The sequence below is a fragment of the Shewanella insulae genome (assembly GCF_009831655.1).
Taxonomy (GTDB): domain Bacteria; phylum Pseudomonadota; class Gammaproteobacteria; order Enterobacterales; family Shewanellaceae; genus Shewanella; species Shewanella insulae.
This window is the reverse complement of record NZ_WRPA01000001.1, coordinates 43,763-62,505: the sequence shown is the minus strand read 5'-3', so window position 1 is coordinate 62,505 and position 18,743 is coordinate 43,763. Positions and strand designations below refer to the sequence as shown.

Annotated in this window: 25 protein-coding genes and 1 riboswitch; of the genes, 3 read left to right on the top strand and 22 right to left on the bottom strand. The window is 52.7% G+C overall.

The features are described 5' to 3' along the window. The first annotated feature begins 1,037 nt into the window (after nucleotides 1–1,037). Entirely contained in the window at nucleotides 1,038–1,271 is a 234-nt protein-coding gene (locus GNT65_RS00325; RefSeq protein WP_041511464.1) for a hypothetical protein, read from the top strand. A 280-nt stretch (nucleotides 1,272–1,551) separates the two neighbouring features. Here GNT65_RS00325 and GNT65_RS00320 read toward each other — a convergent pair whose 3' ends face one another. The 5 genes from GNT65_RS00320 to GNT65_RS00300 form a co-directional block, all read right to left on the bottom strand. Beyond that, nucleotides 1,552–1,941, bottom strand: coding sequence for a hypothetical protein (locus GNT65_RS00320; protein ID WP_160793161.1), 390 nt, complete (start codon nucleotides 1,939–1,941; stop codon nucleotides 1,552–1,554). Between the two features lie 135 nt (nucleotides 1,942–2,076). Then, a complete protein-coding gene (locus tag GNT65_RS00315) occupies nucleotides 2,077–2,475 on the bottom strand; it encodes a hypothetical protein (RefSeq protein ID WP_160793160.1) in 399 nt (132 codons plus the stop codon). Between the two features lie 47 nt (nucleotides 2,476–2,522). Beyond that, complete coding sequence (locus GNT65_RS00310; RefSeq protein ID WP_160793159.1) at nucleotides 2,523–2,975, bottom strand: GNAT family N-acetyltransferase; 453 nt, start codon at nucleotides 2,973–2,975, stop codon at nucleotides 2,523–2,525. Nucleotides 2,976–3,001: 26 nt separating this feature from the next. Further along, nucleotides 3,002–3,607, bottom strand: coding sequence for a GNAT family N-acetyltransferase (locus tag GNT65_RS00305; protein WP_160793158.1), 606 nt, complete (start codon nucleotides 3,605–3,607; stop codon nucleotides 3,002–3,004). Nucleotides 3,608–3,785: 178 nt separating this feature from the next. Next, nucleotides 3,786–4,289: a GNAT family N-acetyltransferase gene (locus tag GNT65_RS00300; RefSeq protein ID WP_160793157.1), complete on the bottom strand. Its 504-nt coding sequence runs from the start codon at nucleotides 4,287–4,289 to the stop codon at nucleotides 3,786–3,788. Nucleotides 4,290–4,357: 68 nt separating this feature from the next. Here GNT65_RS00300 and GNT65_RS00295 point away from each other — a divergent pair, with 68 nt between their 5' ends. Both GNT65_RS00295 and GNT65_RS00290 read left to right on the top strand, forming a co-directional pair. Continuing rightward, complete coding sequence (locus GNT65_RS00295; protein ID WP_160793156.1) at nucleotides 4,358–4,975, top strand: chemotaxis protein; 618 nt, start codon at nucleotides 4,358–4,360, stop codon at nucleotides 4,973–4,975. Between the two features lie 40 nt (nucleotides 4,976–5,015). Beyond that, a complete protein-coding gene (locus GNT65_RS00290) occupies nucleotides 5,016–5,747 on the top strand; it encodes an oxygen-binding di-iron domain-containing protein (RefSeq protein WP_160793155.1) in 732 nt (243 codons plus the stop codon). A 212-nt stretch (nucleotides 5,748–5,959) separates the two neighbouring features. Here the strand turns inward: GNT65_RS00290 and GNT65_RS00285 are convergent, their stop codons facing one another. The 17 genes from GNT65_RS00285 to cctA form a co-directional block, all read right to left on the bottom strand. Further along, nucleotides 5,960–6,508, bottom strand: coding sequence for an NAD(P)H nitroreductase (locus tag GNT65_RS00285; protein WP_160793154.1), 549 nt, complete (start codon nucleotides 6,506–6,508; stop codon nucleotides 5,960–5,962). A 95-nt stretch (nucleotides 6,509–6,603) separates the two neighbouring features. Then, entirely contained in the window at nucleotides 6,604–7,194 is a 591-nt protein-coding gene (locus GNT65_RS00280) for an HvfX family Cu-binding RiPP maturation protein (RefSeq protein ID WP_160793153.1), read from the bottom strand. 95 nt (nucleotides 7,195–7,289) lie between these two features. After that, nucleotides 7,290–8,393, bottom strand: a complete 1,104-nt coding sequence (locus GNT65_RS00275; RefSeq protein WP_160793152.1) for a phosphotransferase — start codon at nucleotides 8,391–8,393, stop codon at nucleotides 7,290–7,292. Between the two features lie 42 nt (nucleotides 8,394–8,435). After that, the gene (gene pnuC / locus GNT65_RS00270; RefSeq protein ID WP_160793151.1) at nucleotides 8,436–9,083 is read right to left on the bottom strand and encodes a nicotinamide riboside transporter PnuC; all 648 of its coding nucleotides are present in this window, start codon (nucleotides 9,081–9,083) and stop codon (nucleotides 8,436–8,438) included. Between the two features lie 41 nt (nucleotides 9,084–9,124). After that, on the bottom strand, nucleotides 9,125–9,385 hold the full coding sequence (locus GNT65_RS00265; RefSeq protein WP_160793150.1) for a hypothetical protein: 261 nt from the start codon (nucleotides 9,383–9,385) through the stop codon (nucleotides 9,125–9,127). Between the two features lie 64 nt (nucleotides 9,386–9,449). After that, nucleotides 9,450–11,591, bottom strand: a complete 2,142-nt coding sequence (locus tag GNT65_RS00260; RefSeq protein WP_160793149.1) for a TonB-dependent receptor — start codon at nucleotides 11,589–11,591, stop codon at nucleotides 9,450–9,452. 72 nt (nucleotides 11,592–11,663) lie between these two features. After that, nucleotides 11,664–11,784, bottom strand: a riboswitch (TPP riboswitch). A gap of 128 nt (nucleotides 11,785–11,912) precedes the next feature. After that, nucleotides 11,913–12,302: a YcfL family putative periplasmic lipoprotein gene (locus GNT65_RS00255; RefSeq protein ID WP_160793148.1), complete on the bottom strand. Its 390-nt coding sequence runs from the start codon at nucleotides 12,300–12,302 to the stop codon at nucleotides 11,913–11,915. Between the two features lie 31 nt (nucleotides 12,303–12,333). Beyond that, nucleotides 12,334–12,798 (bottom strand): PaaI family thioesterase, encoded by a 465-nt coding sequence (locus GNT65_RS00250; protein ID WP_160793147.1) that lies wholly within the window; start codon nucleotides 12,796–12,798, stop codon nucleotides 12,334–12,336. Next, nucleotides 12,795–13,292, bottom strand: coding sequence for a PaaI family thioesterase (locus tag GNT65_RS00245; RefSeq protein WP_160793146.1), 498 nt, complete (start codon nucleotides 13,290–13,292; stop codon nucleotides 12,795–12,797). Before GNT65_RS00245 ends, GNT65_RS00250 begins: the two co-directional genes overlap by 4 nt. A gap of 29 nt (nucleotides 13,293–13,321) precedes the next feature. Continuing rightward, a complete protein-coding gene (gene hinT / locus GNT65_RS00240) occupies nucleotides 13,322–13,672 on the bottom strand; it encodes a purine nucleoside phosphoramidase (protein WP_160793145.1) in 351 nt (116 codons plus the stop codon). Nucleotides 13,673–13,844: 172 nt separating this feature from the next. Next, entirely contained in the window at nucleotides 13,845–14,360 is a 516-nt protein-coding gene (locus GNT65_RS00235; protein WP_160793144.1) for a hypothetical protein, read from the bottom strand. Nucleotides 14,361–14,627: 267 nt separating this feature from the next. Further along, on the bottom strand, nucleotides 14,628–15,476 hold the full coding sequence (locus GNT65_RS00230; RefSeq protein WP_160793143.1) for a CsgG/HfaB family protein: 849 nt from the start codon (nucleotides 15,474–15,476) through the stop codon (nucleotides 14,628–14,630). A gap of 2 nt (nucleotides 15,477–15,478) precedes the next feature. After that, entirely contained in the window at nucleotides 15,479–15,898 is a 420-nt protein-coding gene (locus GNT65_RS00225; RefSeq protein ID WP_160793142.1) for a curli assembly protein CsgF, read from the bottom strand. Between the two features lie 14 nt (nucleotides 15,899–15,912). Beyond that, a complete protein-coding gene (locus GNT65_RS00220) occupies nucleotides 15,913–16,380 on the bottom strand; it encodes a CsgE family curli-type amyloid fiber assembly protein (protein WP_160793141.1) in 468 nt (155 codons plus the stop codon). Further along, nucleotides 16,377–17,003, bottom strand: coding sequence for a LuxR C-terminal-related transcriptional regulator (locus tag GNT65_RS00215; protein ID WP_160793140.1), 627 nt, complete (start codon nucleotides 17,001–17,003; stop codon nucleotides 16,377–16,379). Before GNT65_RS00215 ends, GNT65_RS00220 begins: the two co-directional genes overlap by 4 nt. 164 nt (nucleotides 17,004–17,167) lie before the next feature. Further along, nucleotides 17,168–17,647, bottom strand: coding sequence for a curlin (locus tag GNT65_RS00210; RefSeq protein WP_244952056.1), 480 nt, complete (start codon nucleotides 17,645–17,647; stop codon nucleotides 17,168–17,170). A gap of 476 nt (nucleotides 17,648–18,123) precedes the next feature. Further along, nucleotides 18,124–18,471, bottom strand: coding sequence for a tetraheme c-type cytochrome CctA (gene cctA, locus GNT65_RS00205; protein WP_160793138.1), 348 nt, complete (start codon nucleotides 18,469–18,471; stop codon nucleotides 18,124–18,126). Between the last annotated feature and the right edge of the window lie 272 nt (nucleotides 18,472–18,743).

Below are 18,743 nucleotides of genomic sequence, written 5' to 3'. Positions count from 1 at the left end.
TTGCGCATGATAGTTGGCTTTTCCTCTCCCTGAATGGCATGGTCGATGTTTGATTCGAGTAGGCCTACCTCTGTCCTTAAGTGGTGGTACTTTAATCTATCTTGTTAATGGCTATCAACATGTTATGTCACATATTCACCTGTTTTTTTTATCGAAAAACAATCGCTTGTCTCAATGCCAACCCAATGACGCTAAATCGAAGAAACGGTTAAACCCCAGTGTAAGCACACTTTTGGCTCTCGGCGGCATGGACGCCGCCGTGAAGCGTATAAGGATATATTCACAGCGTGCCAAAAGAGTGCTTACACATCCCACGCCGGGCAGGCGTTAGGTTGCCCTAAGGGTGCGACCTTCGACACCACTATGTAGACACGAATGCTGGTAAACGCTTCAACTGAAAATCTACTGACAAATCTCCCCACGCCGGGCAGGCGTTAGGTTGCCCTAAAGGTGCGACCTTCGACACCACTATGTAGACACGAATGCTGGTAAACGCTTCAACTGAAAATCTACTGACAAACCTCCCCACGCCGGGCAGGCGTTAGGTTGCCCTGAAGGTGCGATCTTCGACAACACTATGTAGACACGAATGCTGGTAAACGCTTCAACAGAAAATCAACTGAGAAACCTCCCCGCGCCGAACAGGCGTTAAATAACCCTGAAGTTACGACCTTCAACTCCACTATGTAGACACGAATACAGGCATACGCTGGACTAACAACTAACAAAATGAGCGCCGAAATCGCTCACTAAATCACCACCTAAAAATCCCATCTCAGCCTCCACCTCCCAAATCAAAAACAATGCCAACTCTCCAAGGTTTCTCCACAAAGAGTCAAAAAACAGGCTTTTTGCTAATAAAATGACGGCGTCATTTTTACCAACATCAGACAAAGCTAAATAAAGTTTATCCCTTTATAAACATTGGCTTGACGCAATTCTGACAGGCGATTTCCGCGGCAAAACATTGACAGTTTATTTCTTAAAAAAAGCGGCGTATAGTGCGTTTCTAATTTAGTGACGCTAGGGTGAAAATCATGTTTCGTTTTACAATTTATTCAATCGTGGCCTATGCCTTCTGGCTGACCTTTGTCGACGTCTCCAATTACTTGGGCGCAGAGGAAGATGGCTGGCTGTCTACCATCAAGAGCGAGTGGGCCAACTTTAAAGATGATGAGCCAGCACTGAACACCACTTACCTCAGCAGCCAGGACAATGATTGCCAGGCCACGAACAGCTGCTATGAAGCGAGTGCGCCACTGGGCGAATAACGTCCAGGCCTAATTTGATTCGATAAGCTATTAGTATGAGCTTTAGATTCATTAGCTTTAGGTTCACGAGATTTCGATTTCCTCGCTTTAGTTTCGAAAGCTTTATATTCGTGAGTTTTATTATCGTGAGACTTAGCTTTATCGCGAGAGTTCGATTCATACAAGACTAAGCCTGTTATCCCCTTCCCTGGCATCCTAGCGCTATCCTTTCTTCACCCTGGAATCACCCTAGATTTGCCCCTCGCCTAGCGTTAGGTTTAGCGCTAGATTCGCCCTTTGATTAATTAAGGAAGATACCTGCCAGGGTAAAGGCACTCACTAGGGCGAAGAAGATCCACTGAAACATAGAACGAAACGCCCCCTTCATCTCAGCAAAATACCCTATGTAGATCTGCCAGATGGCAAACAACACAAAGTTCAGCGCGATAAACAGCAGCAAGCCATAGCTTTGCATGCTAGACACCATGGCAAAGGAACAGGCCAGCAGCACCAGCGCCGATAGCACCAGAAAGACCGAGATATAGTGAAACACGCAGTGCATGACGGATTTGGCGATGGGATCGAAATCCGCCTCAAGCATTGGGGTTAAGAAACGCTGCTTCCCCAGGGTAAAATGGCCGATACAGGTCAGAATGGCGATGATGCCGGCGATGAGAAAATAGATGTTCATCGAGTCTCCATGAAAACGGGCGAGTAAAGATCACCCTTATCTAGACCAGTCTAGTCGATTCCCTGTTTCATGCATGATCGAAAAAGAGTGCGCTGGCGCACTCTTTTCTTGAAATTTTGTCTGTAACAGAGAGCGTTACATGGTTGCCATGCTCCAGTAGTCCAGACGTTGCTGCGGGTTGGCCATCAGCTTCTGACAAGGGCCTTTGTAGCGGCTCATCAGGCTGCCCAGATTATTGTTACTCGGCAGGCTTGCCTTCTGCTCGGCGACAGTTGCCGCTAGCTGCTGCTCCACCTTATCGGCGTCTTGATATTGCTTTGCCAGCGTCACCGCATCTTGGCCAGACTGCTTAAGCCTTTCGCCCACGGGTTTCATCTGCGGCGCATTCATGCCTGAGATAGTCTCTGAGGCGATTTGGTAATAGGCGGCACACTCCAGCACCTCTTTGTTGAAGGCCAATTCGGCTTCTGAGGGGGCGGCAACGGCGCTATTGGCCACCAGGGCTAACAGCGAAAGTGAAAAAATCTTGCGCATCAATACTGTCCTTGAGCAATGAGTTTGAACCATTTCTACTTTAGATGTCACTGAATATCAAGGCTATAGCTTAAAAATTCTTGGTCTAGCCTAAAGCCGAGGGACTCGTACAGGGCCTGTGCCTGATGGTTGTCCTTATGGGTTTCTAAGCAGAGGGTGGCTATGCCTTTGGCCTTGGCGTAGTCGATGGCGGTATTCATCAGGCGCCGCCCTACCCCGACACAGCGGGCATGTTGGGTGACATAGAGATCGTTTAGGATCAGCTTGGAACGGGCATGCACCGAGCTAAAACTGGGATAGAGCTGACAAAAGCCTAGGCCATTGCCCTGGGGGTCGAGCATCAAGAAGATCACCGCGTCTTTGCGCGTCAGGCGCGCGTTGATAAACTTGTTGGCCAGGTCGATATCACTCCCTTGACCATAGAACTGGCGGTACTCATCAAACAGGCCCGCGACTACGGCCGCATCTTCCAGGCTAGCCCTGCGTAAATCTCCCGACATTTATCCTCCCTGATTCAATGTATTACTTATTGGTTGTCCTGATACTGCCGCATGCGAAACTTAAGATTCTGCTTCACACTCGGCCACTCCGAGGCGATGATGGAGTAGACCACGGTATCCCTTATGGTGCCGTCTTTCAAAATACGATGGTTACGCAGCACGCCGTCCTGCTTGGCGCCCAAGCGGGTGATCGCCTCGCGAGATCTCTGGTTATGCCAGTGGGTGCGAAACTCAACCGCAATCACATCTAAGGTCTCGAAGGCATAGGTGAGCAACAGGAGTTTACACTCGCTATTGATCCCGGTGCGCTGGGCGCCCTTGGCATACCAGGTATGGCCTATCTCGATGCGCCTGTGGGTCTGATCCCAGGACATCAGCCGGGTACAGCCGACGATCTGCCCCGAGCGCCTGTCTCTGACGGCAAAGGCCAAGGCCTCACCGCGTTGCTCGCTGGCCAGTGCCTGTTCAACATAGGCCTTCATCTCATCGGGATGGGGCGCCGAGGTGTACCAGAGGTTCCACAGCTCACCATCGCTGACCGCGATAGATAAGGCGGGTATATGCTCCTCCTGCAGCGGCTCCAATACCACGTGCTCGCCACTCAAACAGCCTCTCAATGCGTCCTGACTCATGTTGATGCTCCAATGCCTTAGTTATAACAAAGCCATATGACCGATAGATGAAATCGCCCGCTTACCCATATAGTCTGGCTCCGGGATAAGCGTCTATCTGGTATAGGGGGTAGCCTTTAAGAGTTAAGGCTTGCTTGCGACGTCGCTAATACACACGCTAACAAAATTATTAATTGAATTAAAGCCTTATCTTATATAGCAGCACCTCACCGCCTTCGCCCCAGGGTATTGGTCCATCACAGACAAAGCCTAGCTTCTCCAGCAGCGCCCGCGAGGGGCCGTTACCTTCATTAACGATCGCCAGCAGCTCGCCTATCGCTAGCGTCTTGGCATGGGCAAGCACGGCGTGGCAGGCCTCAACCGCATAGCCCTTACCCAAATAGTCGGGCAACAGGGCATAACCGAGATCTATGCCGGGCAGCTGTTCACGATTCACCAGGCCGGCCACACCAACGGGCTCGCCGCTTTGCCTGAGTTCGATGCAATACATGCCATAGCCATGCTCCTGATAGCTGTTGAGCGGCCCCTCAATAAGGTGATTCTCCGCCTGCGCCAGGGTGCGCACGCCGCGATCGCCTATGTTGTCGAGAAAGCCCTGGCTGTTGAGCAGGGTCAGCATAAATGGCGCGTCTTTAACCGTCATCTCACGCAGAACGAGACGCTCGGTTTCTAAGGTAAGCAATTCATTCTCCTATCACTTCTGACGATCTTGACTATACTGTGATTGGTTCTACATAGGAAGTGGTTCTAATGACACAACATGCGCCGAAAATCAGTCAATATCATGTCATTGCGGCAGTTGTCGCCGCCGAACTCAATCAGACGCTCAGCTACTGTAAACAGATAAATCTCACCGCCAGCAACGCCCAGGCGGCATCGGCCCGAGTGGGTAATGCGGCCCTCGGCTTTAAGGCGTTAACAGGATTTATCGACGATCTCGCCTCCTACACCATGAAGGCGGCGACCGACATCAATCAACTGGCCCATCAGACCAGTCGTCTCGCCACCGAGACCGCCCGCGCTGCGGTAGCACTCAATCATTTTCAGCGGGCAAAACTCAAGGCCAATGGCGCCCCTTTTGGCGACACCATCAACCCCGCCGTCGCCGCGACCCAGGCCCACCACAGCAAGTTACAGCAGGAATTTGATCGCCTCATCGACAAGATGGAAAACCAGCTCTTTGACCTGAAACGCAATCTGCGCACCGCCAACATACTGGCCTCCATCTGCCGCATAGAGGCCTGCCGGGTCGATACCGCCAACCAGACCATATTCAACGACGTGGCCAATCGGGTTGACGACGTGGCCCAGTTGATCCGCCGCCGCGTCGACCATGCCATTACCCTCTTTGGCAACACCGCCCCCTGATCCATTTTCTACCGATAAGTAACCGACAAGGAGTCGCACCATGAAGAGTGAGCTGATCATCGAAACCCCAACACACAAATGGCTCTACTTCGGTCGCGATCCCGACAAACCCGATAAGATCATCGACACCAACCAATACATGGTGGTAAGCAGTCACCATGCCCTGCTGATGGATCCCGGCGGCATTGAACTGTTTGCGGCCATGTTGGCCAATATCGTCAAACACATCCCCCTGAGCCAGCTGACCCACCTGTTTGCCTCACATCAGGATCCCGACATCATCTCCTCACTCGGGTTGTGGGACCAGACCCTGCCTAAGGCCAAGCTCTACTCCCCCTGGCTATGGGAGGGGTTTATCCGACATTTCGGCATGAATAACATCAGCTACGAGCCTATAGCCGATAACGGCGGTAGCGTGAACCTGGATCAGGTTGAGCTGCAGTTTATTCCCGCCCACTACCTGCACGCCTCGGGTAACTTTCATGTGTATGACCCGGTGACTAAGGTCTTAATGAGCGGCGATATCGGCGCGGCGCTGGAGGATCCCCAGGCCGATATCTATGTGGATGACTTCGAGCAACACTGTACCAAGATGGCCTACTTTCATCAGAGGTGGATGCCATCAAACCGGGCCAAGAATGATTGGATAAAACGGGTACGAAAACTGGATGTTCAGTACCTCTGCCCGCAACATGGTAGGATCTTCCGCGGTCAACAGGTAAAGCAGTTCCTCGACTGGTTCGAGAACCTCAACGTGGGCGTGGGGGTATAAAAAAAGCGTTTATGGTGGGGCTAGCAGTAGGGTCTTGGCTCCCTCTTCCCACAGACAAAAAAATGCCCGCAGCAAGCGGGCAACACAATCACTTAGGGTGAAAACCTTGCATAGGTAGGATGCAGGCTCCTGATCACTTTGCCAGTTTTTCCAGCTCAGTAAACCCGACCAAAGTCGAAGCTATGGGGCTAGGCTTCACATTTTCCGCCCTATCAGAGGTAACGCACCGCCGAGTCTGCAGATTTCTGCGGCTTTATCGGCGCCTTCACCGCAGGCGTGCCCAGGTAGAGGAAGCCCACTATCTGATCTTGCTCGCCTAAACCTAAGGCCTGATGCAGATGACGATTAAAGGCTAAGGGCCCGGTGCGCCATATGCCACCCAGTCCGAGGGCGAAGGCCGCTTGCTGCATCGCCATACAGGCGCAGCCCGCGGCGATATGCTGCTCGAGTGCCGGCACCTTAGGGTGCTCGGTGACCTTAGCCACAACCGTCACCACCATGGGGGCGCGCATCGGCATGTTGGCAGCCTTGGCAACCACAGCCTCATCGCCACCATCCTTTTCCATGGCCTGCACAAAATGCTCTGCCAGGCGGGTTAAGCCATCGCCCTCGGCGATGATAAACTCCCACGGGGTAAGGCCAGCATGATCCGGCACTCGCACCGCTGCGCCTAAGATCTGCTTTAGCTGCGCCTCATCGGGCGCCGGGGCGACTAATCTGGGGCAAGACTGCCGAGTCAACAAAAGTTCGATCGCTTCCACAAAGATTATCCTGTCATTGATACCGATTTCGAGGGTAACAAATTGGCAAAAAAAATCCCACCAAAACAGTGGGATTTACACTTTCCAGTGCCTGATTAATCCTTAGGCAGATACTTGCGGGCGATCCAATAATCCAGGCTGGTATAACGTCCGCCGCCTATCACCAGCAGCGCCAGCAACATGAACAGATAGGTAATGGCAAACTCGATGCCGTTATTGAGGATCACAAAGTTACCGGAAGAGGTCAGCCACTCATAGTGGCCATGTTCTTGCAGCAAGGACTTGGCCGCTGCCAGCTTTTCCGCCGAGGCCATCACCTGCTCATTGGCGAGCCAGGAGCTGGGATCGGCGATAGCCAACCAGCCGTTTTTCCAATGCACGCTAAAGGCCGCCACCGCCATGGTGACCATCAAGGGGATGGAGATCAGACGGGTCGCTAGGCCCAAGATCAACAAGATCCCGCCGACAAACTCGCTGCCGGCCGCCAGAGCCACCATCACCTCAGGCATGGGCAGGCCTAGCCCCCACTCGGCGTTGCCAAACCAGGCAGCCGTATCGCTAAAGTGAGACAGCTTGTTGTAACCTGCCTGCATCAGCACGGGCGCCAGATAGAGTCTAAGTGCCAAGGCCGCGATGCCGTCGAGCCCACTCGCCCCTCGAATAAACTTAGCGTACAGTTTCTGCATAACGAAAAATCCCTAATTAATTTGTCATTACCTAATAGACCCTTAGCTAATCATTTTAATTTCAGCAAGCGGTCAGATTGATAAAAACAGCTAAACTAGGCGATTAACACCATGAAGTCATCGAAGCATTGCAGATAGTCGCTCACGCTGTGTGGCAGGCTGGCATCTGACTCGCCCTGCACCTGATGCAGCGGCACTGTCTGTTGCACAGTACTTTGCACAGTCGGCTTCAATAGGCCCTCGCCCTGGCTTGCCATCAGCAGTGCCCAGCAGGCGGCGAAATACCAATAGAGTGCCATGGCGCAGGGTATAGCCGCGAGCGCCTTGTCGTTGAGCTTAGGGTGCTCATTCAGATAGCCGAGGATCAGTCTGTGGCGCTGCTCGGTAGAGAGCCTGTGGGTTGCCAGCACGCTGGCGAGATCCACCAAGGGATGGGAGCTACAGGCATATTCATAATCGATACACCAGAGCTTTCCCTGACTCACCAGGAGGTTATGGGGATTGAGATCGCGATGGCTGTATTGGGGCGCCAACTCACAGGCATTAAGCTGCTCGAGCACGGCTTCGACCCGCCCTTGATGCGCCTTGAGCGCTAACCATCGTTTATGCCACGGCTCGAGATAGGAGGCCGGCATACCACCCGTATCAAGACTTTCGGCAATCTGTGCCAACTGGCGATAGTAGCGCAGCCACTGTTCGGTCACAGAGATAGGGTTCTCAGGTAGGGGTAAATGACCTAGGCCCTTGAGTAAGTCGAGCAGTAAAACCTCGGCACCAGGCCGGGTGACGCATTCATCCTGTAGCGGGTGAGCAGGATTAGCCGTCATCAAGCGGCTCCAATCTTCCTCTGTGTCGATGAAACGACTCAGATAGAAGCGGTTGTCAGGCGACACATATACCAGCTCAGGCGCTATGCCTTGCTGCTCGGCCATGCGCCAGTTGGCCACCTCATGATCGCGGGCACTTATCTGACTACTGGCCTGACTGTTAACCCTCAGCACCAGCTGATTGTCGGCATTAGTCAGATGATAATTTTGATTACTCAGCCCCCGCGAGAGCACCTGTATCTGAGTCCTCTCATCGAGTGGGCAACCAAGCTCGGCCAGCCGCGCATTAACCGCCTCGGGTAAACGAGCGCGCAGAGATTCGTGCCGGTCCACGTCTGCCTGATGAGCACTAAGATCACTGCCTGTTGACATCAGATGCCGACCTCGAAAGGCTTCTCGGCGACGAGGCGCGCCCTAATCATAGGAGTAATCACCCTGGCTGGTCTGCTGCATGCTGGTACGCCATAGGAAATAGCCCCCTATGGCCATCCCCACATACAAGATGAACAGCATAGAGGTGAGCATCAGTCCCTTGTTGAGATAGAGGTAGATAGAGACAAAATCGATAACCACCCAGTAGAGCCAGTTCTCCAGCACCTTGCGCGCCACCAGATAGGTGGTCATTACCGCAAAACAACTGGTGGCCGCATCCAGGTAGGGGTAAGACGCCTGAGTATGACTCGCCATCAGGTGACCGACCACCAAGGAAACCACTGTCGTCGCGACGATGAGGTAGAGATGTCGCCCTAGCGACCAGCTTACCACCTCGACCCCCTGATCTTCACCGCCGCCATAACGCCACAGCCAGAAGCCATAGCCCGCCATCACCATGTAGTAGACGTTGAGCAGCGACTCCATGAGCAAGGAGACCTCCCAAAATAGCAGGGTGTAGATGGCCGTGCTGACGAAAGCCGCCGCCCAGCACCAGATGTTGCCGCGCATCGCCAATGCCAGATAGGCTAGCGCAAGGAGTACGGCAATCGCCTCCCACACCGTCATGGCGTTAGCCTGCTCGAAAGCCTGAGTCACTGTGGCGGCCAGTGCGGACCAGAAATCTATCATAGGATAAGCATAGCTCCCGTGGTTAAGTCATTGCCTAGTGGCTATTCCTGATGGGACAGGTCCAGCTCGCCACCGATAAACTTGACTACGAAGACGGCCTTGCCCCACTTTTGGTGGGCGGCCTCCATCTCGGTGGCCAACATCTGCATCACCTCGCCATATTCGCCGCACACCTGAGTGGCCATGGCATTGGTGCGGCGCTCGATATTGGCGTAAGTGTCAACCCGGCCGATGAACCACTTGATAGGGTCGAGGTAGTTATCCTTGAGGGGATACATGCTGATTTCAGCGGTTAATTTCATCTTAACTCCTTAAGGGGGCGAGCCCTGCCCGCCCCGACAATAATTAGCACCAGCAAAAAACCGATCACATAAACTTGACGTTAAGGGTGACGCCTAGCTGGCGAGGATCGCCGTAACGGATATATTGCTTATCGGCCCAACCGTTATCCGGCTCGTTGCCAAAATAGAAGCCGCGCACACCATACTTCTCGTCAAACAGGTTACGCCCCCAAAGATAAGCCGACCAGGTCTCTGTCTCGTAGCCGACACGAGCATTGAAGATAGTATAGGGCTCTGACTTAGAGTCGTTGCTGTCTGAGTAGTAGAACTCACTCTTGCCGCTCGTGGTCAGGTTAGCAAACCAGCCCAGATCGCTGCGATAGGTCGCACCCGCGCTATAGGTAAGATTAGGTGAGTGCGCCAGTTCGCGGCCAGTGAGATCCACCAGTCCACCATACTTGTCCTGGTAGGCATAATCGCCGTAGGCGGTCTCTAGCCAGCCGAGCGTGCCGTATAACTTAAGGTTATCAGTGGCATACCAGTTGGCTTCCAGCTCGGCGCCATAGTTGTGTGAGCTACCGGCGTTTTCCACATAGAGGATAAACTTCTGCGGCTCGTCAGGATTTTGCTGGGACGCAGAGACCTGCTGGTCGCGTCTGTCCATGTAAAACAGCGAGAAGTGAGTGGTCGCGTCGCCATCGAGCCATTCTGACTTGAGGCCCAGCTCATAGTTGTACAATGTCTCGGCCTGGAACTCCTTCTTATCGCTCAGAGAAGCTGGCAGCGACATGTTAAAGCCACCCGCCTTGTAGCCTCGGGCGATGCGGGCATAGGCCTGTTGGCCTGGGCTCAGGGTCTTACTCAGGGCGATATGACCGCCCCACATGTTTTCAGAGGGCTCGAAGGCATCTTTGTCCGAGTCGCTGTAATCGCTCTCGCGGCGCTCAAGACGGGCACCCACTGAAAGCGCATAACCATTACCTAACTCGCTGTCTAACTGGCCGAAAACCGCCAAATTAGTCGCTTCATATTCGGCCAGCAGTCTGTCTTCCCAGCCGTTATAGACTTCGAGAGTGTCGTTATCCTCGGTGAGTCTCAGGCCATAGACACCCACCAGCCAGTCGGTGCTGCCATCGAAGATACGTCCCGCTTCGGTAGAGCTTAGACGAAACTCCTGAGATAACGTGGTTCTATCGCCCAGCTTGTTCCAGGTGTAGTCGTACTGACAGGGTTCACCCTCGCAGCTGCGGGCCGCCCAAAATTCTGGGTTGGCCCAGTCGCCGTCGTAGCCGTGGTGCGTGTCACTCTGGGCCATTGAGCTTAGTGACACCAGCTCGAAGCTATCGGCGCCCGAGTAGGTCAACTTCAGCGAGCCACCCGTGGTGCGCTGCTTGTCGACACCCGGCTCATCGGTGAGGGTATCGAAGCCGTTGTTATCCAACGTCCAGGCATCGTAACCGTTGTTAAAGTCGGCGTGCATCAGGCTAATATCGGCCACGAGATCGTCTGTGGCATACCAGCGCAGCTTGACGCGGCCGGTAAATTCATCCCTGCCATTGGTGTCGTCGCGCCCCAGGTAGAGGTTGTCGCGATAGCCATTCTGCTCGTGCTTTTGTAGCGACACGCGATACAGGAGCTTGCCCGAATCACTCAATGGACCAGAGCTGAAGCCGCTGTAGGTACGCAGGTTATCGTCACCCAGTTGCAGCTCTACGCCATGCTCGAATACCGAGGTAGGATCGTTACTCTTAAGATAGATAAGACCGGCTAAGGCGTTGGCGCCATAGCGTGTGCCCTGGGGACCGCGAAGTACCTCGACCTGCTGCAGGTCGTACATGCTGGAGATCATCCCAAGGCCCGACAGGTCGATATCGTCTATGATGTATCCCACCGAAGAGTTAGGTGCGCCCTGGTACTCCTCCTGCTCGCCCACGCCACGGATCTGGAAATATTTGGCCCGCGAGCTACCGCCGGACCAGTTGAAGTTGGCGATGCCATTGAGCACGTCTTCAAAGTGCTGGGCGCCCTCGTCTTCGATCTGCTGTTGATCTATGACGCTGATGCTAGATGGCATCTTGTCGAGGCTAGACTGGCGAAAGTCGGAGGTGACGACAATGACTTCCATCTCGTCGTTGGCAGGCGTTGTGTCGCTCGCCATCAGGCTGGTATGGGTTAACGCTGCCGCGACGGCAAGGGCGATGGGTGAATAAGATTTTAATGTAAACATAGGACCTCAAATCATTATTGAGATCCGGCACTTAAGAAAGCGAGAAAGAATGCACAGACAGATTGTGTTGAATCTAGTGATGTGGCCCATTCCTACGCCGGTATTAGCCGGATCAGGTTCTAAGGGTTTGTCCCGTGGACATCTCAGTCAATCGCTAAGCTATGGCTTGGCGTTAACACCCCTTGGCGAGGCCGATTATACATGACTCATACAAAGAGTTGACATATTTAACGCAATATTTGCGCATGATCCATAAAAAAACGCCAGCATTGCTGACGTTTTCATCAAATCATTCCCTCTACTCAATGTTGAGCGGGGGAATTAATTAGAGATCGCCTCTCGCACATAGAGCTCACAGCGCACCGCAGTGGCATTGGGTGACAGCGCCGTCACCTGCATCTGCTGCTTACCGTGCAGCTTAAGAGACTTCCAGCTTACCCCTTCATCCTCTACCGTCGCGCCATTAATATCGTACCAGGTGAACTTATATTGCAGGCGCTGATCCTTTGGCGACTTGCTGATGATGGTGCCGCGAGCCCGCAGAAAACCCGCCTCGGCCTGGGTGGTCACAGCACTGACATCCACATCTGAGTGAAAGGAGCCATTATCGACCCGCACCTCACCGGTAGAGCTGGTCATGATGCCTCCAGTATGGGGCGCACAGGCGCTCAGCCCCATCAATAGGCTGCCCAGTATTAATCCCTTGTTCATCTTTACTCTCCTTACGACTTAGCCTTCACGTCTATTCGATCAGAAAATGAGCCCTGGCGGTGGCAATCAAGGCCTTACGATTGGTTTGCCAACAGTTGATGTTCACGTTCGCCACACGGCGCCCCTGACGGGTGATCTTGCACTCGGCAAAGCTATCCCTGTGGTGCCCCGCCCTCAGGTAATCGATAGAGAAGTCGACAATTTTTGGCACCTTGGTAGTCTGCATAAACACCATCAGCTGCACTATGGCCGACATCTCCATGAAACCGGCGATCACACCGCCGTGAATAGCCGGCAGGGTTGGGTTACCGATATTTTCATCTTTCTTCGGCAGCTGAAACACCAACTCGTCGCCGAAGCGCGCCACCTGCATGCCGATAAACTTAGCATAGGGCACGTGCGCCAACAGGTGACCGAAATCATTAAGCTCGGTAGCCTTCTTGACGATATCTTTAACGTTTAACGCCTGACTGGCATCTTGTGTGACCATGGTCATTCCCCCTTACCCATCAAGGCCTGTCTGAACGCGTCGCCCACCATCTCCGGGCTGATGCGCATGAAAGAGCCCACCGCATGGGCGATAGGGTCGTCGATAGAATCCTGATAGGCGATGGCGCGGGTAAAGGCCACACTCGAGGAGAGCTTATAACACTCGGCAAAGCCGTAGACACTCTTGTTAGGCTCGGCAGGTTTCATGTAATCGACTCGCAGATCCAGGGTCGGCGACAACTCCAGCGACTTATACTTGTCGAAGATATTGCAGACCACGGCCGTGCCACAGGCGGTATCCATCAGGGTAGTGATCACCCCGCCGTGTATCACGCCCGTGTCCGGGTAGCCGATCAGCTCGCTGCTGTATGGCAGCTCAATCAGCACATGCTGCTCGCTGGCTTCAAGCACACTGAGCCCCAGGCGACGACACTGCACCAATTGGCCGACGAAGCGTGTAGCCAGATCTGTGAGGGGGAAAAAATCAGGGTTTGTCTTCATTGCTCAACACAGTCCAGAAAAAGCCAGGCTTAACGAGATACCAAGGGTCCGAGGAAATCTCCGCCTAACAGATGCATATGAACATGGAAGACTTCCTGGCCGCCATGCTTGTTACAGTTCATGATGAGACGGTAACCGTCTTCGGCGATGCCGGCTTCATCAGCCAGCTTAGCCGCCACTGACACCATACGGCCCAACGCCTTCTCGTCCGATGCCTTGACATCGTTTACCGTGGGGATCAGGTGATTGGGGATGATCAGAATATGGGTTGGCGCCTTGGGCTGTATATCGCGAAAAGCCGTGACGAGATCGTCTTGATATAGGATATCGGCGGGAATTTCGCGTCTAATAATTTTACTGAAAATGGTCTCTTCGGCCATTGCACTATCCTCGATATGACGTTAACCCTGTCAGTATACTCACAAATGGCCTGTTTGTGATCCTTCATATAAATAAAGGAGTTACCCCCGCCGACGAGTGACGATTTTTAGCGCAGAGATCAAAAAAGCCCGCCAGGGATACGAGCGGGCCTATGTTGCTGTTAGCGGGAGTTTAATCAAATGCTAATCTATCGCTGTTCATCTGATCTTGCTGTTTAAGCTGCTTGAGATCCTCACGCTCGGCTTCTATCTGCAGCAACTTGGGCGCCTTGAAGGTCAGTTTGATGTAGGCATCCTGGCGTGTCTTGGCCTGTTGCTCCAGTGCTACATTGGTACCATCGTCCGTGAAGCCATACCAGCGTTTGCCATAGCAGCTACCCTGTAACACACATTTGTAGGAGCTCATCTCACTGCCAATGTACTGTGTGGTTTGATAGCCACTGTCGACAAGCGACTGCTTAATAAAATTGAAATCTTCTTTATAGTCATCGTCATACAAGCCATATCTCTTGCTTGTCATGGTGACTTTTAACAGCCCGTGTTGCTTGTCGGCATAGAGCACATAATCATTGGCTAAAGACAAAGACTTAGGTAGTAGATGGGTTTCTACCCTAACTCCATCTCCCTGGCGTTTGACCTCGCCATACTGGCTAACATCCTCACCCCAATTCAGCCCAAAAGGCGCCATTCCATGTGCATAAAGTGGCGCTAACACTACTAACAATGCAAACTTCTTCATCGTACCTATTTAGCCAGTCAAAAACTTGACGAATTCTACCCCATCGGCTAGAGACAAGAAACAGACAAAACGCAAAAAATCATAAAAAAGATAAGGTTAACCAGTATTAACCTTAAGTAGTGAAGATGTTATCACAGGCGTGCCAGACGTCAAACTAAAGTCGCAGACGCTATGATGTTATGCATAGCATAAGTATGATACCAAGCGCACAACGGCTTATCCTTGACTGATCTTTGCCCGCACCCTGGCATCGGAATGGGCTTCTAACCAATATTTTTGTAACACGGGGCTGCGTAGTCCGCTGGATTGATCGGCTAAATTCCAGGCGCCCTTCCAGATGCCATCGGCAATCATGTGCACCACGGCACTCTCTATGGCCGATGCCACGCACAGACTAACTGGCTCGTTAGAGGTATAGCCCAGCTCGGACTCTAGCAACTCCTGTGCATCGATAAACTTAAACACCCCGGCGGTGATCTCTTTCGACAAGATGGACTTAGTGGTCGTCACGCTGCTGAGCAGGCGGCCAGTGCGAATATCCACCGCCCTCAGGTTAACCGTCACGGTATCGACACGAAACTGAGTTGCGGCGCCTATGCCCAGGTAACGCGCGCCCGCGCCACCGGTTCTGACATTGGTGTCATAGGCGACTATGCCACCTTCCATCAGGATCTGCGCCGAATTCAGCTGAGGCAACTTGTTGGCATCGCCGTTAAGCCCCGCCCTGACAATCTTGCGCTCGGTGAGCAGGTTCTGCAGCCCCTCACGCTCGACGGGAATAAACCAGCTGGAATCATTCAGTGCCTGGGCGAGGAAGGCGGTGCCGCTCTGGGGCACGGCGGTAGAGAAGTTACTGGAGGGAATTGGCTTATACTGGCCGGTCTGATCGCGAAAATCATACACGGCGGCGAGCATGACCCCCTGGGGCGCAGGCAGATTGATGAGATCGTAGTAGCTCTCCCCCTTGGGCATCAGGCTCGAAGACGCCTGTACCTGTTCGAGCTCACTGGTGGAAGAACAGGCCGAGAGAAATAGTAGGCCGGCGGCCATCAACAAAGGTTTCATCGTTAGCCACCCACACTCGAACTATCGGTCAGCCCACCCACCTCTATTACCGTGGTTTCGCCGGTGAGAAGGTCTGTGATGTGGACCAGCAACATGCCATCTTCGTTGACCACTTGGATCTCAAAGTCTGTGGTCTTGAGGTAACCCTCGCCACCGTTAGCCGCATCGTTAAAGAGTTGGCTCATCAGGCGAGACTCCAGAGAGCTTGCCATACGCTCGAGCGCACTGGGAGGCGTATAACCTGAGCCCCCCTTATGATCGTTCTGCGCCGAGGCATTCGCCAACAGGTAGGAGCCATTAAGATAGCTGCCGCCAAAGTTGGGGTTCACAGGCGTGTAGATAAGCTGCGTGGCCTGAGAGCTCAGGCTGCAAGTGCCCGCCAATAGCAGCGCTATCGGCAAATAAGACTTAGCTCGATTCATTAAAAATGTCCCTATTAGAATTCATCAGGCGCTAAATCGGGATCCAACCACTGAGCCCAGCTAGCCTGTTTCTTATTTCGTTTCAATATATTGTCAACGCGCCTGGCCACCTGCTCTGCCAGCTTATCCAGCTGCCGACTCGCCGGTGACACCACAGTCACAAAGATGGGTTTGCGATTGTGAAGCACGCTGATCTTACTGCCGCTGCGGGCCGTAGCCAGCTCGACAATGCTCAGTCCGCCATGATCTGTCATGCCGCCTATGTCCCGATAGGCGGCCACAAACTCACGATAAAACCTGTGTCCCACACGGGTCATCGCGCGGTTGAGGAGCAGTCCGTCGATGAGATCAGACTCCAGCCTGGGTGGCGCATCACTGGTGCTCTGCGCCGCCAGTTTACTGCCCTCGTCGACATCAGGCCCCTGACAGTAAGCCGGGGCCGAGAAGGCCGCTAACAGGAGTAAGCGGCCCAGGTATTTCACTGCTGCACCTCATGCAGATGAGTCTGAGCCCAGGCAATCGCCTGCCCACGGCTTGATACACCAATTTTTCTAAACACACGATAGAGATGGGTCTTGATGGTGCTCTCGCTGACAAACAACTGATTGGCGATATCCACGTTAGTGCTGCCTGTCAACAAGGCCTGCAGTACCTCGCGCTCGCGAATCGTCAGGTTGTCGGCACCATCGAGCTGCTCCTGATCGGAAGAAGCAGACAGCAAATCTTGGGGGATCACAGTCTGACCACGCAGCACATTGGCTAAGGCCTTGCCAATCTGCTCTAAGGACGCATCACCATAGAAAACGGCGGCGGTAATAGGGGAGATTAAAAATCTTGCGTCTATCTGTTTGGGGTAGTGCAAGAATACCACCCGGGCGCTGTGACGCTTCTCGATCTGCTTCTGCACCTGATAGGCGCGCTGCACATCTATGGTGGCGAGATCGATAACAACCAAAGAGTAATTCCCTTCACTCATGGTAACTTCAACACTCTCAGGGGTGACTTTAGCCAGTTTAACCAGAAACTCCTGGGGCCAACGCGTCTCCAACAGATCAATCAACAATTGCGATCGCGAAACCACTACCCAATTTATCACTTTGAACATCCTGCTCACTCCATGTCGCTAGTTATAAGCGTATTCCATTAAACCGACACATATAATAACAACTATAGAATTAAAAATAACATCTTAATTGCGCCAATTTTATTTAGCCCAACCAGAATATCTGGTTGAGGTGAGTTCCCTTCACCTAACTTTTTACCTGCTTACTACTGTCGATATCCCTGAGTTATACTCGCCCGCTGTGCATTTCCCCACTGGGTCACTATCACCCCATGGCCTGAGCCGTTCTGATAGATGCTGACCTCATTGTCATAACCGCTCTGCTGAATAAAGGCCTGATTATCATTGCCCCTTTGCTCGACATCCAAGGAGAGATCCGTTCCAAACTGAGTCGCAATCAGGCTGTTATTGGCCCCCACCTGTAATAGGCTGACCTCTATCGCCTCCCCCTGCTGCATCAGGTAGGCTTGATTGTAAACTCCCTGTTGGCGCACCTGCGCACTGTTGGCCATACCGGTTTGCGTCAGTAGCGTACGATTCGCACCGCCGCTTTGGCTGATATCCGCCTGCAGCGCATCCCCAAGCTGCATGATGCTGGCCTGATCGCCACCTGCTAATTCATCCAGTTCACTAAGATCGGTCGCCCACGACGAACCGCTGCAGAGCACGGCCATGAGGAGTGACAAGCAACTCACCTGCCGTCTGATAAAGCGACTCACTTTTAATTTTGCTTGCATCAAATTGAATTCCATCCTTGGCACACCCTAGTGGTTTAAGGCCAAGATTATCTATCTAAGGCAAAGGACTTACGTCCCCAAAGAGTATTAACTCCGGCTAGACAAAATATCTATTCCGCGACTAGCACTAATACTTTTCTACTAACTAAGTAAAAAGGATGGCGGTGGTATAGCGCAGTTACTTGGCAATAAAGCTAAGAGGGTTGAAAGGACCGCTGTGAGCAGGTTTTAGATAAGCCCCCTCTCGCGCACGCTAAACAACAATGGCTAAAACAAGGCGTGCTTAAAGTATGCTAATCATCAGGAGCTTAGTGTCGTCAGGGGCTTGGCCAATCTAATGAGAACTAAGCAAGCTACATAAAAATGAGGCATAAAAAAACACCGGCAGTTGGCCGGTGTTTCTCGATACTATTGCGATGGGCTTATTACTTAAGCACTGACTCTGCGGTGCGGCCATCGTCGTGGCAGCTATCACAAGCTGGGCGGTCACCCACGTTAGAGTCGTGTGGCGCGTGACAGTCGGCACACATCAGGTTACCCTCGTGTGGCTTATGCACGTCGTCCATTTCCTCCATGGTGCCGTGACAGCTTTGGCACTGTTCAAACTCGTGAGCACCGTCCGCTGATGGCTCACCGTCTGCGTGACACGCCTCACAGCCTTCCATCTCTGCATGCATCTCTGCAAGTTCTTGTGGCTCTGCCATTGCCGCTGGTGACAAGGCTAGCGCCGCTAAACCAGCACCAAATAACGCACTTAGAATTTTATTGCTCACGATAATTTCCTCTCTTATGTTTGGCACAGTGGGGTGTAATTATTATGTCCCATCCGGCCTTGTTCCTATTTGCACAACTTAGCTTAAAATAGCTAAGGTTTTACAAATAGGCAAATTTTCTCTTGCGGGCATACTAACAATAGCCACCAGTGAAAAATGTGCACTTAATCAAATATCTATGCCGAAAGCCTCATTGTCACAGATAAACTTGATCCCGGTCACACTGTGGCTATGCGTATAAACATGTATCGCTTTGTGCTCTCATGCACAGA